We start from the raw sequence: 16,145 nt of genomic DNA on the forward strand, positions 1-16,145 counted from the left end.
GATTGTGATCGGGATGTGGATCTGAAATGCGGGATCGCGTGCAGGAAACGGCGAATTGCAGGGGCGCGGCGCACCGCCGCCAGCATCCCGACGCGCATACCTGCGACCTGTGCGAGGCCCGCGCCTTCAACATGTGCAACGCGCTGGAACCCCACGAGCTGGAGCGTCTGGCCGCCATCATGTCGAACCAGCGCGTCGAGGCCGGCACCACCTTCATCGAGGAGGGCGCGCCGGCGGACGACCTGTTCAACCTGACCGCCGGCACGGTGAAGGTGTTCAAGCTGCTGCCGGACGGGCGCTGCCAGATCACCGGCTTCATGATGGCGGGCGACTTCCTCGGCCTGTCGCGGGGCGGCGCCTATGCCTATAGCGCGACGGCGGTGACGCCCGTCACCTTCTGCCGTTTCCAGCGCCCGCAGTTGCGCGGCCTGTTCAACGAACTGCCGAAGATCGAGCGCCAGATGCTGGGCCTCGCCATGAACGAACTGATGGCGGCGCAGGATCAGATGGTGCTGCTGGGCCGAAAGACCGCGCGGGAGCGGATCGCCTCCTTCCTGCTGACATTGTCCGACCGGGCGGTCCGGCGCGGACGCCCCGGCAATCCGGTCGACCTGCCCATGACGAGGGGCGACATCGCCGACTATCTGGGTCTGACCACCGAGACCGTCAGCCGCAGCTTCACCCAGTTGAAGACCGACAGGGTGATCGCGCTCAAGGGCAATCACGCGGTCGAAATCCTGGATCTCGAGGCGCTGGAGGACATCGCCGGCATCGACGAGCGGGGCGAACTCGCCTTCGACAGCATCGCTTGATCCACCTCAAGGCATATTCCCCGCACGCCCGCTAGCGTTTCGGGCACGGCAGGGAGAGACCGGAAATGGCTTCGGCATATCAGGTGACACCATTGACGGCGGATCATGTGGACGAAGCGTTTCCGCTCGCTCACGCCTGTCTCGCGGTGCCCGACCTCGGCACCTGGCGCCGGACGGCGGCCCGCTTCGCCAAGGACGACGACTGCGGCATCGTGATCGCGGAACGCGACGGCTATATCCGCGGCCTTGCCACCTATTGCCTGCTGCCCGCCATTTCGGGCGGGCGCGAACTGGTGGTGAACGCCCTCGCGGTCCTCGAACTGCTGTTTCCCGAGCGCGCGGCGCTGGCCCTCGTCGATGCCATGCGCGCGGTTGCCCGTGCCCGGCAATGTGGTGATATCGTCTTCGCCGTGCCGAACGATTCGGCCTGGTTGACGACGCTGCTCTCGGATCATGCCTGGCACGACGCCGGGCGCCTCATGGTCGGCCACAGCGCCCAGACCATCGAGGCGCGATAGCGCCGCAAGCCATCGAGGCGCGATAGCGCCGCAGGCCCATGAGGCGCGCCGATCAAACGGGGCAGCCGCCCCTCGAAACGAACCCGAGGTCCGTCCATGTCCTTCAAGACCATCCTGGTGCCGGTCGAACGGCCCAAGACCGCCCGTCCCGCCCTTCGCCACGCTCTCGGCCTCGCGCGCGAGATGGACGCCCATGTCGACGTGTTCCATCCCCAGGTCGATCCGGCCCTTGTGCTGCCGCCGGTGTTCGACGGCCTCTCCGGCGTCGCCTTCGCCCCCGAACTGATCACCCAGGCCCAGCAGGCGGGCGAGGAACTGAAGGGCGAGATCAAGGCCATGGTCGAGGAAACCCTGGTCGAGGCCGGCATGGCCGATGTCCCGCGCGAGCGGAAGGCCGGGCTCTCCGTCGTCTTCTCGACCATGATCGGCGCGCCCGAACGCCTGGTCGGCGCGCGTGGGCGGCTCGCCGACGTCACGGTGATCGCCAGAACCCCCGCCGCCGTTTCGCGCGGGGAAAGTGACAGTCTTTCAGGCGCGCTCTGGGCCAGCGGCCATCCCGTGCTCATCGTTCCGGGCATCGAGGAGACGGCGGCCGCGGCCGCGGCCCCGAAGCGCGTGGTGATCGCCTGGAACGCCAGCCTCGAGGCGACGCGCGCCCTGGCGGCGGCGCTGCCCGTGCTGAAGGCGGCGGACAGCGTCGACATCGTCACGTTCGACGGCAAGGTCGACCGGGAAGGGCTCGCCGCCGTCGCCGCCTATCTGGGCGGCCATGGTGTCGAGGCGCGGACGTCCGACATCGCGACCGAGGGCTATCTGCTGTCGAAGGCGCTGTTCGACCGGGTCATCCAGCGCGAGGCCGACATGATCGTCATGGGGGCCTATACCCACAGCCGGGTGCGCGAATATCTGCTGGGCGGCCTGACCCAGGAGATCCTGGACGGGGCGCCGGTCCCCGTCCTGCTCGCTCACTAAAGCAGCACGACCGCCGCCGCCGCCCCGGTCATCAAGAGGGCGGCGGGGACGAGGCGGGTGGCCAGCGCCCGCCCGCCGGCATAGGCGCCGAGACCGGCCTTCACCAGGTTGTTGGTGACCGCGGCGATCACGATCACCCGGGCCGCGGCGCCGAGGCCGATGCCGGCCCCGGTATCGCCGCTGGCGATCGACAGCGTGATGGCGTCGACGTCCGCCACGCCCGAAATCACCGCCAGCACCTCCAGCCCCGAGGTGCCGAAGCGGTCCTCGACCCAGCGGCTCAAGAGCATGATCACGCCGAGCAGCACGGCGAAGCGCAGCGCATTGCCGATCTCGAACGGGTTCTGGGCCGGATGGGCGCGGTGGTCGTCGCCCTCGTGCCGCAGCCGCAGGAACCACAGGACCAGCAGGACGCCGACCCCGGCCATGGCGCCGATCGCCGGCAGCAGCGCGATCCCGAGGGCGGGGTCGAGGACATGGACGATCAGCACCACCCGGGCGCACATGACGACCCAGGCGGCGACCGCGCCGGCGGCGGCGGCCGGCGCGATCTCCGCCGCCGCCTTCGCCATGCGCGCCAGCGCCAGGGTGGTGGCGGTCGAGGAGACGAGGCCGCCGAAGACCCCGGCGAAGAGCACGCCGCGCCGCGCCCCGCCCAGCCGAACCGCGACATAGCCGACGAAGGAGAGGCCGGCGATGGCGACCACCATCAGCCACATCTCGAAGGGATTGAGGGCGCCGTAGGGGCCATAGCCCTGGTTCGGCAGCACCGGCAGCACGACCACCGAAATCAGCAGGAGGCGCAGGGCCGCCAGCATCTCCTGGGCATCGATCCGCCGCAGCAGGCTGTGGGTGAAGGGCTTGGCGGACAGCAGCACGGTGGCGACCACCGCCGCCATGGCCGCCGGCAACGGATGGCCGAGGGTCGCGGCCCCGCCCAGCAGCACCGCCAGCACGCCGGCGATGACCGTGGTCAGGCTGAGATCGCCGTCCGCGCTCGCCTCGCGCCAATAGCCGAGGCCGAGAAGGCCGGCGACCGCGACCACCGCCGCCGCCAGGGGCCAGCCGGGTCCGGCAAGGCCGGCGACGCCGCCGATCAGGCCGATCAGGCTGAAGGTGCGGATGCCGGCGACGCGGCTGCCCTCGGCATCGTCGCGGCGCTTCCAGCCGCGCTCGAAACCGATGACGGCGCCGCAGCCGAACGCGATGGCGAGATCGCCGACGGACGACAGGGGATCCATCAGGCGGACGCCTTTCCGCCGGCTTCGCCGGCCTTCCTTTCGGCCGCGTCCCGCGCCGCCGCTTCCAGGGTCTCGAAGGGCAGCAGCACGCAGGCGAAACGCGCGCGGTGCTTGCTGGTACTGGCGAAGAGATCGAAGCCCGGGTGGTCCGGCAAAAGCGGCGCCTCGCCCTTCTTCATGGCCGCCAGAAGGTCGTCGCCCATGGCGGCGATCTGTTCCGCATCCATGCCGGCGGCGGCGGCCGACAGCAGGCTCGCGCTCGCCTGACACAGCACGCAGGCCTGGACCCGATGGCGCAGCGCGCGGATGCGGCGCCCGTCGTCCAGGGTGACGTCGAAGGCGACCCGGTCGCCGCAGAAGGGATTGTCGAGGGTGGCGCTGCCGTCCGGCGCCGGCAGGCTGCCGGCGTGGGCGATATCCGTCGCGGCACGCAGCATGTCCCTGGGATAGAGGTCGTCGGTCATAATGGAAGAACCTTCAGGGCAGAAGAACCTTCATGGCGTCCTCGATACCGGCAAGGCAGGCGTCGATGTCGCCCCGGTCGTTGAAGGCGGCGAGGGAGGCCCGGGCCGAGCCGGCGACCCCGAAAGCCTCGTGCAGAACCTGGGCGCAATGATGGCCGCCGCGAAGGGCGACGCCGCGCCGGTCCAGGATCTGGCAGATATCGTGGGGATGCGTGCCCTCGACGATGAAGGAGACCAGCGGCAGGCGCTCGGCCAGGTCGTCCGGCCCGATCAGCCGCAGCCGGTTCCCGCAGCGCGCCTTCAGCCCGTCGATCAGGCGCCCGGTCAGGTCCATCAGATGGGCATTCGCCGCCGCGTGGTCGATCGCGGCATGGAAGCGGCAGGCGGCGCCCAGGCCGACGGCGGGGCCGATGGGCGGCGTGCCGGCCTCGAAGCGCTGGGGCGGGCGGGCATAGGTCGAAGCCTCGAAGCGGACGGAACGGATCATCTCGCCGCCGCCCAGGAACGGCGGCATGGCGGCCAGCAGGTCGCGCCGGCCCCAGAGCGCGCCGATGCCGTTGGGCGCGCCCAGCTTGTGGCCCGAAAGCGCGTAGAAATCGCAGCCCAGCGCGGGCACGTCCACGGGGCCATGGGGCGCCATCTGCGCGCCGTCGACCAGCACCACGGCGCCCGCCGCATGGGCCAGCGCCGCAACCGCGGCAACCGGCGTGATGGCGCCGGTGACGTTGGAGGCATGGGTGACCGCGACCAGCTTCACCCCGTCCAGAAGGCCGGGCAGGGCCGCCATGTCCAGCCGGCCGTCCGGCGTCATCGGCAGGGGCACGAGGCGCAGGCCCCTGCGCGCCGCCAGCATCTGCCAGGGCACCATGTTGGCGTGATGTTCGAGGGTGCTGACGGCGATCCCGTCGCCTTCGCTCAGCAGGCTGCCGTAACTGTGGGCGACCAGATTGATCGCCATGGTGCAGCCGGGCGTCAGCACCAGATCGCGGGCGTCGACGTTCAGATAATCCGCCACCGCGTCCCTTGCCGCGTCATAGGCATTGGTGGCCCGTTCGGCGAGGGTATGGACACTGCGCTTCACGTTGGCGCGGGACCGCGTCTCATGGGCGATCACGGAATCGAGCACCGCGCGCGGCATCTGCCCCGTGGCACCATTGTCGAGGTAATGCAGGGGCACGCCGGGCGCCAGGTCCTCGGCCAGGATCGGGTATTCGGCGCGGAGCAGGGCGGGAGAGAATACGGCGGGCATCACGCGCCCCCCTCACCCCATCCCTCTCCCCGAAGGGGCGAGGGGGCCGGCCCGCGCACCGCATCGACTCCCTCGCCCCCCTTCAGGGGGGAGAGGGCTGGGGTGAGGGGGGCTGCCGGGGGCGTATTCACGCCGCTTCCTCGCGCACCAGGGCGGCGGTGAAGATCGTGTCGAGGGCGCGTTGCAGATCGGCGAAATCGGGCAGCACGCGAGTGGCGCCGGCGGCGCGCAGGCGCTCGGCGGCGGCACCATCGCCGATGCCGACGAAGCCGATGCCGAGACTGCGGGCGGCGGCGAGATCCCAGACGCCGTCGCCGACATAGACACGGGCGGCAAAGGCGGCGATGGCGTGCTCGGCGCAGGCAAGGCGTGTCGCCGCCTCGATCACGCCGGCGCGTTCGTCATGGGCGTCGCTGAAGGCCTTGGGCACCTGATCGACATGAAGCCCGGAGGCGCCGAGCTTGAGGCGCGCGGTGCGGGGAAAACTGCCGCTGGCGATGGCGACGCCGACCCCGGGCAGGGCGCGGAGCGTGGAGACGAGGCGCTGGGCGCCGGGCATCTGTTCGAGGCGGAGGTCGGCGGGGTAGCGCCCGAGGATCGCATCCTCGACCTGGGTGATGGCACCGTCGTCCGAGGGGCGGTTCAGGCGTTCGCCCAGGATTTCGCGGGCGATTCCCCGGTCGGTCGAGGTCCGGTAGCGCGACCAGTTTGTGTCGATGGCATGGCCGTGGAGATCGGCCCAGGCGGCGGCGATCACGCCGTCGTCCACCCGGGTGGAGCGGATCAGCGTGCCGTCGATGTCGAGGATGACGAGGAGATTCGGCATGGCGGCGGGAAGCATAGCCGCCTTTGCTCAGGCGATCAGCAGCCAGATCGCGCCGAGGCCGAGCAGCACCAGGGCGGTGACCCAGACCGGGGCGCGAATGCCGCCCCGATCGGTGCCAGCGTCAGCCATGGCGCAGTTCGAACACGGTCGGGCGACCGCTGACGTCGGGCTGATAGACATTGGTGAACACGGTGCGCGCCTCCTCGAAGGCTTCGAGCGGGAAATCGTCGGCCACCTCGAAGGCGTCGACGCCACAGCGCAGCATATTCGGAATCTGGTCCCAGAGCACGTCCCCGACGGCGCGCACCTCGCCGTCGAAGCCGAAGCGCTGGCGAAGCTGGACGGCGTGGGTGTAGCCGCGCCCGTCGCGGAACACCGGGAACTCCAGGGCGACGACCTCGAAACGGGTCAGGTCCTCGGCCACGTCCGCCGGCGGCTCGTGGGACTGCAGGCGCAGGCCCAGCGGCGCGTTCCGGCCCATCAGGGCGTCGCGATCGGCCTTGAAGCGGGCCAGCGAGACGATGACGGCGGCGCCGTCCGGCAGCTCGCCGTCGTCGTCGACATGGGTCCAGGCGTCGGCGGCCGGGGCGCCTTCCTTAACGAGCTTCATAGAGCGCAGCCTTGAACGGGGCCATACCGACGCGGCGGTAGCAGGCCAGGAAGCTTTCGTCGTCGCCGTCGCGAAGGCTCAGATAGGTCTCCACGACGGTTTCGACCGCGTCGACGATACGATCCGGCGGGAAGCCCGCGCCGGTGAGTTTGGCCAGCGAGGCATCCTCCGCCCCCGAGCCGCCGAGCTGGAGCTGGTAGAGCTCCTGTCCGTGCTTGTCGACGCCGAGAATGCCGATATGGCCGACATGGTGGTGGCCGCAGGCATTGATGCAGCCCGACATCTTGATCTTCAGGTCGCCGATGGCGTGCTGGCGCTCGAGATCGGCGAAACGGCGCTGGATCGCCTCGGCGACCGGGATCGAGCGGGCATTGGCCAGATCGCAATAATCGAGACCGGGGCAGCAGATGATGTCGGAGACGAGGCCGATGTTGGCGGTGCCGAGGCCCGCCGCCTTCAGCGCCGTCCAGACGTCGTAGACGTCGTCCAGCGGGACATGGGGCAGCACGAGGTTCTGCTCGTGGGTCACGCGGATCTCGCCGTGGGCGTAGCGCTCGGCCAGATCGGCGACCAGGTCCATCTGTTCCGCCGACGCGTCGCCCGGCGCGACGCCGTCCGCCTTCAGGGAGATGGAGACGATGGCATGGCCCGGCGCCTTGTGGGCGCGGACGTTGGTGCGCACGAAGTCGCGGAAGGCGCGATCCTCGAATTTCCTGGCCTCGAAAGCGGTCGAGCGCGCGGGCAGGTCGGCGAAGGCGGGCAGCGCGAAATAGGCCTGGATGCGGGCGATCTCCGCCTCCGGCAGTTTCACCGTGCCGCGCGTGCGGGCGAATTCCGCCTCCACCGCCTCGGCGAATTTGTCGAGGCCCATCTCGTGGACCAGGATCTTGATCCGCGCCTTGTAGATATTGTCGCGCCGGCCGAGGGCGTTGTAGACGCGCAGGCAGGCGGTCGCGTAATCCAGAAGATCAGCCTTCGGCACGAAGTCCTTGATCTTCTTGGCGATGATCGGGGTGCGGCCCATGCCGCCGCCGATCCAGAACTCGAAGCCGGTCTCGCCCGCCTCGTTCCGGACCACGCGGATGCCGATGTCGTGCAGCTTGATCGCGGCGCGGTCGCGCTCGGAGGCGACGACGGCGATCTTGAACTTGCGCGGCAGATACATGAATTCCGGGTGGAAGGTCGACCATTGCCGGATGATCTCGCACCAGGGGCGGGGGTCCTCCACCTCGTCGGCGGCGGCGCCGGCGAAGGGATCGGAGGTCACGTTGCGGATGCAGTTGCCCGAAGTCTGGATGCCGTGCATCTGCACGGTGGCCAGGTCTTCCAGGATGGCCGGGGTGTCGACCAGGCGCGGCCAATTGTACTGGATGTTCTGGCGCGTGGTGAAATGGCCGTAGCCCTTGTCGTATTTCCGCGCGACATGGGCCAGCATCCGCATCTGCGCCGACGATAGCGTGCCATAGGGGATGGCGACCCGCAGCATATATGCATGGAGCTGGAGATAGAGGCCGTTCATCAGCCGAAGCGGCTTGAACTGTTCCTCGGTCATCAGGCCCTTCAGGCGGCGTTCCACCTGGCCCCTGAACTGGACCACCCGTTCGTTGACGGCGGTCTGGTCGAATTCATCGTAACGATACATGGCGGATACTCTCAGCGGCCCATTTCGGCCTGCTTGCCGAGATCGGTGCGGTTCGAGGGGCCGGCGGCGCGGATGCGCTCGCGCACGCTGTCGGGGCGAATGGTCCCGTCCTCGACGGTCACGGGCATCGGATAGGCGCCGACCACGAGCCGCGCCTTCACGGCCGCCTTGGCCGTGGCGTCGAGCGCGGCCTCGCCCTCGGCATCGGTCACGACGCGGGCCGCATCCAGGGTCTCGACCCAGGTTTCGCCATCGCCGATGTACACCACCGCGCCGTCGCTCAGTCTGTTTGCCGTGAATACCTTCATCGCCGTCCGACCTGTTGTCAGGTGGGACGGTGATACGCCCAATCCCCATTTAGATCAAGAAAGAACGGGATAATCAAATATATAACGCAATAATCTTGTTCAAATTGGCCAAGGCCCGGATGCCCCGCAAACCCGCGGATTTCCTCACTTGAAGAGTTTGGCGTCGACGCGGGAGGTCGGGGCTATGCGCTTGGTGCAGTCGGGGATTTCGCCGTCGGCACCGCTGCAGGCCATGACTTCGTTGATCAGCACGCTGCCGACGCGGCCGCAGTCCTGGCCCTGTATGTCGAACAGTTTCACCGTGGTCTTGCCGGTCGGCAGGGGCGACAGGCCGACGGCGATGCGCCGTTCGATCACCTGGTCCTGATTGAACAGGATGAGGTCGAGCTTGAGGTCGGTGATGTCGGGCCCGGCCGGGTTGACCAGCACGAGATAGGCGCGGCAGGCCCCGTCCTGGGCTTCCAGCTTGTTCAGCTCGATCGAGATCGGAGCGGGCGCTTCCTCGGCGGCCGGGGTTCCGGGCGCCTCGGCTTCCTGCGCCCGGGCACTGGCGCCGAGGGCCGCGATGCCGAAGAGGGCGGGGGCCAGAAGGGCGGTGACACGGCGGCCGGTGCCGGACATGGTGACTCTCATGCTGTCCTCGCGCGTATTCGAAGCGAACGGGGCGGAGCATGAAGCGTCCTCCACCCGGGCGCAAGAATGCAGGCAAATGACCACGGCCGGAATATGCCGATCACGAAAACCTGTGACCCCGACCGCGACCCGTGCTTGACCGCGCCTCGATGTGTGATGTTATAACGTTTCTTGAATGAACCGGGATCTCGTCATGCATCAGCCGCCGCCCACCGTCCTCACGCTCGGAGCCGGCACCCGTCTCGTCGTCGCGCTCGGCCTCGCCGTCGCGCTGTGGGGGGCCGTGGCATGGGCGCTCGCGTGACCATGCATCGCGGCGAGGCGCCCGCGATCGCGGTCGAGAATCTGACGGTCGCCTACGACCGCCATCCGGCGGTGCATCACGTCTCCTGCCGGTTCGAGCCGGGCTCGCTGACGGCGGTGGTCGGCCCCAACGGGGCGGGCAAGTCGACCCTGATCAAGACCCTGGTCGGACTCTTGAAGCCGGCGGAAGGCAGGGTGTCGGCCGGCGGCCTGACCCGCGCCGACATCGCCTATCTGCCCCAGCAGGCGGAAATCGACCGTTCCTTCCCGATCACCGTCGCGGATACGGTGGCGCTCGGCCATTGGCGCCGCGTCGGCATTCTGGGCACCCTGACCGGCGCCATGCGCCGCCAGGTCGGCGAGGCGATGTCGGCCGTCGGTCTCGAAGGCTTCGAGGACCGCGCCATCGGCTCCCTCTCGGTCGGGCAGTTCCAGCGCGTGCTCTTCGCCCGCCTGTTGCTCCAGGACGCGCGGGTGATCCTGCTGGACGAACCCTTCAACGCCATCGATGCCCGCACCACCGCCGATCTCATCGACCTCGTCGAGCGCTGGCATGGCGAGGGCCGCACGGTGGTCGCCGTCCTGCACGACATGGACCAGGTGCGCCGCCATTTCCCGGCCACGGTGCTGCTGGCCCGCGACCTGATCGCCGCCGGTCCGACCGCCGATTGCCTGACGGCGGAACATCTGCTGCGCGCCCGCCAGATGTCCGAGAATTGGCACGAGGACGCCGCGGTCTGCGAACCCGCGCGCCGAAGCGCGTGAGCGGGATCATGTCGGACCGTCGTTCCTCCACCCATCGTCATACCTCCCCCCGTCGTCATACCTCCGCCCGTCGTCATTCCGGCGAAGGCCGGAATCTCGTGGGCGTGGGCCTCGGTGCCATCTCGTCGCAAGGTCCCGGCCTTCGCCGGGACGACGAGTCTGGGACGACGCCGGCGGCGGGAGAGGGGGCTTCGTCATGACCCTCTGGTCCCTGCTGTTCGAACCCTTCGCCGACTATGCCTTCATGCGCCGTGCCCTTGTCGCCTGTTTCGCCCTGGCGCTCGGCTGCGGGCCCGTCGGCGTGCTCCTGATGCTCCGGCGCATGAGCCTGATCGGCGACGCCATGAGCCATGCCGTGCTGCCGGGTGCCGCCGTCGGCTTTCTCTTCTTCGGCCTCAACATCTGGGCCATGGGCCTCGGCGGGCTGGTGGCCGGTCTGTCGGTGGCGCTGCTCTCGGGTCTCGTCACCCGGACCACGAACCTGCGTGAGGACGCCAGCTTCGCCGGCTTCTACCTGATCTCCCTCAGTCTCGGCGTGCTGATCGTCTCGACCCGGGGCTCCAACGTCGATCTGCTGCATGTCCTCTTCGGCACGATTCTGGCGGTCGACGACGCCTCCCTGCTGACGGTCGCCGCCATCGCCACCCTCAGCCTCTTCGTGCTGGCGCTGATCTATCGCCCGCTGATCGTCGAATGTTTCGATCCCGGCTTCCTGCGCGCGGTCGGCGGCGGCGGATCCCTGTTCCACGTCGTCTTCCTGGTGCTCGTCGTGGTCAATCTGGTCGCCGGCTTCCAGGCTCTCGGCACGCTGATGGCGGTCGGCCTGATGATGCTGCCGGCGGCGGCCAGCCGCTTCTGGGCCGGGCAGGTCTGGACCATGTCGGCGGTCGCGATCGGCGTTGCCATGGCATCGGGCTGGCTCGGGCTCCTCGTCTCCTATCACCTCGATCTGCCGTCGGGGCCCGCCATCGTCATCACCGCCGGCGTCTTCTACGTCGGTTCCATCGTCTTCGGCACCGAAGGCGGCATCTTCTGGCGCGCCCTGCCGCGCCGCCATCTGGAGGCTTGATCATGTCACTGCGTTCGACCCTCGTGGCCCTCAGCCTTCTGGCCGCGACCCCTGCGCTCGCGGACGAACCCTTGAAGGTGGTGGCGTCCTTCTCGATCCTCGGCGACATGGTCGCCAATGTCGGCGGCGACAGGATCGCGCTGACCACCCTGGTCGGCCCGGACGGCGACGCCCATGTCTTCCAGCCCAGCCCGCGCGACGCCAAGGCGGTCGCGGCGGCCGATCTCGTCATCGTCAACGGCCTCGGCTTCGAGGGCTGGATGGAGCGTCTGGCGGAATCCGCCGGTTACGACGGCCAGGTCGCGGTCGCCAGCACCGGCGTCACGCCCCGAAAGATGGACGAGGGCGAGGAACACGAGGAACACGCCGGCGAAGACCATGATCACGATCACGACGGCGAAGAGATGCACGCCGACGACGATCACGAACACGATGGGGAGGAGCACGAGGAGCACGCCGAGGCGGAGCACGGCCACCACCACCATGGCGACATCGACCCCCACGCCTGGCAGAGCATCGGCAATGCCGTGATCTACGTCGACAATATCACCGCGGCCCTGATCGCGGCCGATCCGGCGGATGCCGCGGTCTATCGGGCCAATGCCGATGCCTATAAGGCGAAGCTGACGGCGCTCGACGCCAAGGTGAAGGGCGCGATCGCCGCCCTGCCGCCGGAGCGGCGCAAGATCATCACCAGCCATGATGCCTTCGGCTATTTCGCGGATGCCTACGGCCTCGAAGTGCTGGCGCCTCAGGGCGTCTCGACCGAATCCGAAGCCTCGGCCAAGGGCGTCGCCGAACTGATCGAGCAGATCAAGGCGGCGAAGGCGCCGGCCGTCTTCCTCGAGAACGTCACCGATCCGCGCCTGATCAAGCAGATCGCCGACGAAACCGGGGCCCGTATCGGCGGCACGCTCTATTCCGACGCACTCTCTGATGCATCCGGGCCCGCCTCTACCTATATTGCCATGTTCGAGCACAATCTCGCGGCCCTGGCCGAAGCGCTGGGGTCATGACCATGGAGTGAGTACCGATGGATCGGGTTCCCGTCACCGTCCTGACCGGCTATCTGGGCGCCGGCAAGACGACCCTTCTCAACCGCATCCTGACCGAGCAGCACGGCAAGAAATACGCCGTCGTCGTCAACGAGTTCGGCGAGATCGGCATCGACAACGACCTCGTCGTCGAGACCGACGAGGAAGTGTTCGAGATGAACAACGGCTGCATCTGCTGCACCGTGCGCGGGGACCTGATCCGCATTCTCTCGGGCCTGATGCGCCGCAAGGGCAAGTTCGACGCCATCCTGATCGAGACCACCGGGCTCGCCGATCCGGCGCCCGTGGCCCAGACCTTCTTCGTCGACGAGGACGTGCAGGCCAAGGCCAAGCTCGATGCCGTGGTGACCGTGGTCGATGCCCGCAACATCGAGGCGCGCCTCGACGACAGCAAGGAAGCGCGCGAGCAGATCGCCTTCGCCGACGTCATCCTCCTGAACAAGACCGATCTCGCGACCGGCGCCGATCTCGACCGGATCGAGGCGCGCATCCGCACCATCAATCCGGCCGCCGAAATCCACCGCACCAGGAACAGCGCGATCGATCTCGACAAGGTGCTGGACCGGGGTGCCTTCGATCTCGACCGCATTCTCGAGTTCGAGCCGGAATTCCTGGCGGCCGGCCATGTCCACAGCCACAACGACGACATCGGCTCGATCTCGCTGACCGCGATCGACGCGCTGGACGAGAACAAGTTCAACCGCTGGATCTCCCATATCCTGCAGACCCAGGGGCCGGACATCCTGCGCTCCAAGGGGATCCTGTCGTTCGCCGGGCAGAACGACCAATTCGTCTTCCAGGGCGTGCACATGCTGCTGGACGGCGACTATCGCAAGCCCTGGGCACCGGACGATCCGCGCATCAGCCGCCTCGTCTTCATCGGCCGCAACCTGGACGAAAAGGCGCTGGCCGCCGGTTTCGAGGCCTGTCGTGCAGCCTGATTTCGGTGATTTCCAGGACGAGGTCTACGCCGATCGCCTGCATCCGAGCCGGGTCGCCTGCTTCCCGCAGGAGGCCGGCATCCTGGCGCTGGCGCTCGGCGCCGACGGCACCATCGCCCTCGCCCTCGACGACGGGCGCATCGCCCTCGGCCAACAGGCGGAACCGGTCGATCTGAAGGCCGTCGAGGTTCACGACGGCGTTTCCCAGGCGCTGTGCGCCGGGCCCAGGGGCGGCTTCGTTTCCGGCGGGGACGATGGCCGCGCCGTGCTGATCGATGTCGGGGGTTCCATCACCGAACTTGTGGCGCCGGGCCGCGAATGGGTCGGGGCCGTCGCGGCCGCCCCCGCCAGCGGCGTGATCGGTGTCGCCTGCGCCAAGACGCTTCGGCTTTTCGATGCCGAGGGCAAGGCGCTGGGCGCCGCCCCGCCGGTCGCCACCACCATCACCGGCGTCGCCTTCAATCCGAAGGGCAAGCGGGTCGGTGTGGCGCATTATGGCGGCGTCACCCTGTGGTTCACGGGAGGCCTGAGCGGCACGCCGAAGGTGCTGCCGTGGAAGGGCTCCCATGTCTCCCTGACCTGGAGTCCGGACGGGCGTTTCGTCGTCACCGGCACCCAGGACAAGGAATTGCACGGCTGGCGCGTCGAGGACGGCATCGACATGCGCATGTCGGGCTATGCCGCCAAGGTGAAGAGCTTCTCCTGGTCGGCGGACGAACGCTGGCTGTCCTGCGCCGGCAGTCCCTATGTCACGTCCTGGGACTTCATCGGCAAGGGCCCCATGGGCCGCCCGCCCCATCAGTTCGGCGGTTCCGAGGAATTCCTGGCGACCCATGTCGCCGCTCATCCGACCCTGCCGGTGGTCGCCGCCGCCTTCGAGGATGGACGGATCGAAATGGGCCGTTTCGCGGTCGAGGGGCAGGTGCTGCTGAAGGAAGTCGGCGGCGGCCTGCCGTCCGGCCTCGCCTGGAGCGGCGATGGCGGCTCGCTCTTCATGCCGACCGAGGACGGCGAGCTTTTCGTCGTCGACCTCGAGGACCTGAAGGTTGCGGCGGCCGAGCAGAAGAAACAGAAGAAGCGGCGCTGACGGCGCCGCTTCCGCATCTTCCATCCTCGTCATCCCGGCGAAGGCCGGGATCTTTCGACGAGAAGTCGCCCTTTCTTGGGGGAGGTCCCGGCCTTCGCCGGGACGACGGGCGGGGGTGCCGGGCGTCAGTGCCCCGCGCCGGGCTCCTGCATCAGTTCGACCAGCACGCCGCCGGTGTTCTTCGGGTGGATGAAGATGATGGGCACGCCGTGGGCGCCGATGCGCGGCTCGCCGTTGCCGAGCACGGTGGCGCCCTTGGCCACCATCTCGTCGCGGGCGGCGATGATGTCCTTCACCTCGAAGCAGACATGGTGCTGGCCGCCGGCCGGGTTCTTCGCCAGGAAATTCTTGATCGGCGATTTGTCGTCATAGGGCTCGATCAGTTCGATCTGCGAATTCGGCAGGTCGACGAAGCAGACCCAGACGCCCTGTTCGGGCATGGCGAACTTGTCGTGGATCCTGGTGGCGCCGAGCAGGTCGCGGTACATGGCGACCGAATCCTCGATCGAGGGGGTGGCGACGCCGACATGGTTCAGCTTGCCGATCATGGGGGAACCTCCGGTTACAAGGCTGTGACGTTGTTCGTGGGCGGGAGAGAAGCAAAAGCCCTACCCGCTGCCAAGTGAAATCAGGGCTTCGGCAACACCATTTCGATGGTCTCGACCAAGCCCTCGGAGGTCGGGCCGGTCAGGCTCGAATAGGAGCCGACGATCTGCCCCTCGGGCGAGACGACATATTTGTGGAAATTCCAGGTCGGCACCCGGTCGGCGCCGAATGTCGTCGCGGCCCAGCGGTAGAAGGGATGGGCCTCGGTGCCGGTGACCCGGGTCTTGTCGGCCATCGGGAAATCGACGCCATAGGTCAGCTCGCAGAATTCCTTGATCTCCGCCGCGCTGCCCGGCTCCTGGTTGAAATCGTTGGAAGGCACGCCGACCACCACCAGGCCCCGGTCGCGATAGGTGGTCCAGAGTTTCACCAGGCCTTCGTATTGACCGGTGAAGCCGCAGAAGGAGGCGGTATTGACGACCAGCAGCGCCTTGCCCTCATAGGCGGCGAGGGGCAATTCGCCGCCGTCCAGCTTCTTGAAGGTGAAGTCGAAGGCGGTCTCGGCCAGGGCCGCGACGGGCGCCACGAGAAGGGCGAGGCAGGTCGCGGCGGCGGCAAGGGTTTTGCGCATGGTCTCTGTTCCCGGTGGCGGTTCCTGCATCAGAGATGGGCGTCGCGCCGGCCGGCGCAAGCCTCAATGGTTCACGATGCGGAAAACGACGAACAGCAGCACCAGGAATTGCGCCAGATTGAGCGCCTGGCTGAGCCCGTGCAGGCGGCGGAAGGCGCCGATCGCCTCGGCGTCGCCCGACGCCTTCAGGTCGGAGAGACGATTGACCTCGGGCCGGAGCAGCAGATGGGCGAGGAGAAAGCCGATACACACGAGGCCGAGCAGGGCGGCGGTCCAGAACGGCGGCGCCACCATGGCGCCGAGCCCGGTCAGGGCGGCCATCACGGGGTAATAGATGGCGAAGGCGTCGCGCATGAAGCGCCCGGCCTGGTCCAGCGGCAGTTTGGCGAAGACCAGGGGCGCGATGACGAAGCTGTACATGGCCATGCCCCCGAAGGCCAGGGTGGCCAGCAGACCGGCAAGGGTCATCATGG

General features: G+C 68.3%; 20 protein-coding genes. 9 read left to right on the forward strand and 11 right to left on the reverse strand.

The window, feature by feature from the left end; translation table 11 throughout:
• Window positions 1-26: 26 nt before the first annotated feature.
• The 3 genes from L2U69_RS00270 to L2U69_RS00280 all read left to right on the forward strand — a co-directional run bounded on the left by L2U69_RS00270 (window position 27) and on the right by L2U69_RS00280 (window position 2,302).
• Complete coding sequence (locus L2U69_RS00270) at window positions 27-812, forward strand: Crp/Fnr family transcriptional regulator (protein WP_236104345.1); 786 nt, start codon at window positions 27-29, stop codon at window positions 810-812.
• A gap of 65 nt (window positions 813-877) precedes the next feature.
• Window positions 878-1,330, forward strand: coding sequence for a hypothetical protein (locus L2U69_RS00275; protein WP_236104346.1), 453 nt, complete (start codon window positions 878-880; stop codon window positions 1,328-1,330).
• A gap of 96 nt (window positions 1,331-1,426) precedes the next feature.
• Window positions 1,427-2,302 (forward strand): universal stress protein, encoded by an 876-nt coding sequence (locus tag L2U69_RS00280; protein ID WP_236104347.1) that lies wholly within the window; start codon window positions 1,427-1,429, stop codon window positions 2,300-2,302.
• Here the strand turns inward: L2U69_RS00280 and L2U69_RS00285 are convergent.
• The 8 genes from L2U69_RS00285 to L2U69_RS00320 all read right to left on the reverse strand — a co-directional run bounded on the left by L2U69_RS00285 (window position 2,299) and on the right by L2U69_RS00320 (window position 9,263).
• Window positions 2,299-3,543: an MgtC/SapB family protein gene (locus L2U69_RS00285; protein ID WP_236104348.1), complete on the reverse strand. Its 1,245-nt coding sequence runs from the start codon at window positions 3,541-3,543 to the stop codon at window positions 2,299-2,301. The genes L2U69_RS00280 and L2U69_RS00285 overlap by 4 nt on opposite strands.
• Window positions 3,543-4,007, reverse strand: a complete 465-nt coding sequence (locus L2U69_RS00290) for an iron-sulfur cluster assembly scaffold protein (RefSeq protein WP_236104349.1) — start codon at window positions 4,005-4,007, stop codon at window positions 3,543-3,545. Before L2U69_RS00290 ends, L2U69_RS00285 begins: the two co-directional genes overlap by 1 nt.
• Window positions 4,008-4,020: 13 nt before the next feature.
• Entirely contained in the window at window positions 4,021-5,256 is a 1,236-nt protein-coding gene (locus L2U69_RS00295; RefSeq protein ID WP_236104350.1) for an aminotransferase class V-fold PLP-dependent enzyme, read from the reverse strand.
• A gap of 127 nt (window positions 5,257-5,383) precedes the next feature.
• Window positions 5,384-6,082, reverse strand: coding sequence for an HAD family hydrolase (locus L2U69_RS00300; RefSeq protein ID WP_236104351.1), 699 nt, complete (start codon window positions 6,080-6,082; stop codon window positions 5,384-5,386).
• Between the two features lie 121 nt (window positions 6,083-6,203).
• Complete coding sequence (locus tag L2U69_RS00305) at window positions 6,204-6,692, reverse strand: DUF934 domain-containing protein (protein WP_236104352.1); 489 nt, start codon at window positions 6,690-6,692, stop codon at window positions 6,204-6,206.
• A complete protein-coding gene (locus tag L2U69_RS00310; RefSeq protein ID WP_236104353.1) occupies window positions 6,679-8,334 on the reverse strand; it encodes a nitrite/sulfite reductase in 1,656 nt (551 codons plus the stop codon). Before L2U69_RS00310 ends, L2U69_RS00305 begins: the two co-directional genes overlap by 14 nt.
• Window positions 8,335-8,345: 11 nt before the next feature.
• On the reverse strand, window positions 8,346-8,642 hold the full coding sequence (locus L2U69_RS00315; protein ID WP_236104354.1) for a DUF2849 domain-containing protein: 297 nt from the start codon (window positions 8,640-8,642) through the stop codon (window positions 8,346-8,348).
• A 144-nt stretch (window positions 8,643-8,786) separates the two neighbouring features.
• Window positions 8,787-9,263, reverse strand: coding sequence for a Tat pathway signal sequence domain protein (locus L2U69_RS00320; RefSeq protein WP_236104355.1), 477 nt, complete (start codon window positions 9,261-9,263; stop codon window positions 8,787-8,789).
• 187 nt (window positions 9,264-9,450) lie between these two features.
• Between L2U69_RS00320 and L2U69_RS19080 the strand changes: the two genes are divergently transcribed.
• From L2U69_RS19080 to L2U69_RS00345, 6 genes are all read left to right on the forward strand, one after another.
• Entirely contained in the window at window positions 9,451-9,579 is a 129-nt protein-coding gene (locus L2U69_RS19080; protein WP_268967194.1) for a hypothetical protein, read from the forward strand.
• On the forward strand, window positions 9,564-10,343 hold the full coding sequence (aztA, locus tag L2U69_RS00325; protein WP_236104356.1) for a zinc ABC transporter ATP-binding protein AztA: 780 nt from the start codon (window positions 9,564-9,566) through the stop codon (window positions 10,341-10,343). The genes L2U69_RS19080 and aztA overlap by 16 nt, the downstream gene beginning before the upstream one ends.
• Window positions 10,344-10,539: 196 nt before the next feature.
• Window positions 10,540-11,412 (forward strand): metal ABC transporter permease, encoded by an 873-nt coding sequence (locus L2U69_RS00330; protein WP_236104357.1) that lies wholly within the window; start codon window positions 10,540-10,542, stop codon window positions 11,410-11,412.
• Window positions 11,413-11,414: 2 nt separating this feature from the next.
• Window positions 11,415-12,428: a metal ABC transporter substrate-binding protein gene (locus tag L2U69_RS00335; RefSeq protein ID WP_236104358.1), complete on the forward strand. Its 1,014-nt coding sequence runs from the start codon at window positions 11,415-11,417 to the stop codon at window positions 12,426-12,428.
• Between the two features lie 17 nt (window positions 12,429-12,445).
• Window positions 12,446-13,408: a CobW family GTP-binding protein gene (locus L2U69_RS00340; protein WP_236104359.1), complete on the forward strand. Its 963-nt coding sequence runs from the start codon at window positions 12,446-12,448 to the stop codon at window positions 13,406-13,408.
• A complete protein-coding gene (locus tag L2U69_RS00345; protein WP_236104360.1) occupies window positions 13,398-14,495 on the forward strand; it encodes a WD40 repeat domain-containing protein in 1,098 nt (365 codons plus the stop codon). Before L2U69_RS00340 ends, L2U69_RS00345 begins: the two co-directional genes overlap by 11 nt.
• A 125-nt stretch (window positions 14,496-14,620) precedes the next feature.
• Here the strand turns inward: L2U69_RS00345 and mce are convergent, their stop codons facing one another.
• From mce to L2U69_RS00360, 3 genes are all read right to left on the reverse strand, one after another.
• A complete protein-coding gene (gene mce / locus L2U69_RS00350; RefSeq protein ID WP_236104361.1) occupies window positions 14,621-15,043 on the reverse strand; it encodes a methylmalonyl-CoA epimerase in 423 nt (140 codons plus the stop codon).
• An 80-nt stretch (window positions 15,044-15,123) separates the two neighbouring features.
• Complete coding sequence (locus L2U69_RS00355) at window positions 15,124-15,672, reverse strand: glutathione peroxidase (RefSeq protein ID WP_236104362.1); 549 nt, start codon at window positions 15,670-15,672, stop codon at window positions 15,124-15,126.
• Window positions 15,673-15,735: 63 nt separating this feature from the next.
• Window positions 15,736-16,143, reverse strand: a complete 408-nt coding sequence (locus L2U69_RS00360; protein WP_236104363.1) for a DUF4149 domain-containing protein — start codon at window positions 16,141-16,143, stop codon at window positions 15,736-15,738.
• Between the last annotated feature and the right edge of the window lie 2 nt (window positions 16,144-16,145).

Origin of the sequence: Zavarzinia marina, assembly GCF_021568905.1 — a bacterium.
GTDB lineage: Bacteria > Pseudomonadota > Alphaproteobacteria > Zavarziniales > Zavarziniaceae > Zavarzinia > Zavarzinia marina.

Coding starts and splice junctions, on each gene's coding strand:
- L2U69_RS00360 (WP_236104363.1), bottom strand. CDS start 16,143: ATGATGACCCTTGCCGGTCTGCTGGCCACCCTGGCCTTCGGGGGCATG.
- L2U69_RS19080 (WP_268967194.1), top strand. CDS start 9,451: ATGAACCGGGATCTCGTCATGCATCAGCCGCCGCCCACCGTCCTCACG.
- L2U69_RS00315 (WP_236104354.1), bottom strand. CDS start 8,642: ATGAAGGTATTCACGGCAAACAGACTGAGCGACGGCGCGGTGGTGTAC.
- L2U69_RS00290 (WP_236104349.1), bottom strand. CDS start 4,007: ATGACCGACGACCTCTATCCCAGGGACATGCTGCGTGCCGCGACGGAT.
- L2U69_RS00275 (WP_236104346.1), top strand. CDS start 878: ATGGCTTCGGCATATCAGGTGACACCATTGACGGCGGATCATGTGGAC.
- L2U69_RS00310 (WP_236104353.1), bottom strand. CDS start 8,334: ATGTATCGTTACGATGAATTCGACCAGACCGCCGTCAACGAACGGGTG.
- L2U69_RS00285 (WP_236104348.1), bottom strand. CDS start 3,543: ATGGATCCCCTGTCGTCCGTCGGCGATCTCGCCATCGCGTTCGGCTGC.
- aztA (WP_236104356.1), top strand. CDS start 9,564: ATGGGCGCTCGCGTGACCATGCATCGCGGCGAGGCGCCCGCGATCGCG.
- L2U69_RS00330 (WP_236104357.1), top strand. CDS start 10,540: ATGACCCTCTGGTCCCTGCTGTTCGAACCCTTCGCCGACTATGCCTTC.
- L2U69_RS00355 (WP_236104362.1), bottom strand. CDS start 15,672: ATGCGCAAAACCCTTGCCGCCGCCGCGACCTGCCTCGCCCTTCTCGTG.
- L2U69_RS00295 (WP_236104350.1), bottom strand. CDS start 5,256: ATGCCCGCCGTATTCTCTCCCGCCCTGCTCCGCGCCGAATACCCGATC.
- L2U69_RS00320 (WP_236104355.1), bottom strand. CDS start 9,263: ATGTCCGGCACCGGCCGCCGTGTCACCGCCCTTCTGGCCCCCGCCCTC.
- L2U69_RS00305 (WP_236104352.1), bottom strand. CDS start 6,692: ATGAAGCTCGTTAAGGAAGGCGCCCCGGCCGCCGACGCCTGGACCCAT.
- L2U69_RS00300 (WP_236104351.1), bottom strand. CDS start 6,082: ATGCCGAATCTCCTCGTCATCCTCGACATCGACGGCACGCTGATCCGC.
- L2U69_RS00280 (WP_236104347.1), top strand. CDS start 1,427: ATGTCCTTCAAGACCATCCTGGTGCCGGTCGAACGGCCCAAGACCGCC.
- L2U69_RS00270 (WP_236104345.1), top strand. CDS start 27: ATGCGGGATCGCGTGCAGGAAACGGCGAATTGCAGGGGCGCGGCGCAC.
- L2U69_RS00335 (WP_236104358.1), top strand. CDS start 11,415: ATGTCACTGCGTTCGACCCTCGTGGCCCTCAGCCTTCTGGCCGCGACC.
- mce (WP_236104361.1), bottom strand. CDS start 15,043: ATGATCGGCAAGCTGAACCATGTCGGCGTCGCCACCCCCTCGATCGAG.
- L2U69_RS00340 (WP_236104359.1), top strand. CDS start 12,446: ATGGATCGGGTTCCCGTCACCGTCCTGACCGGCTATCTGGGCGCCGGC.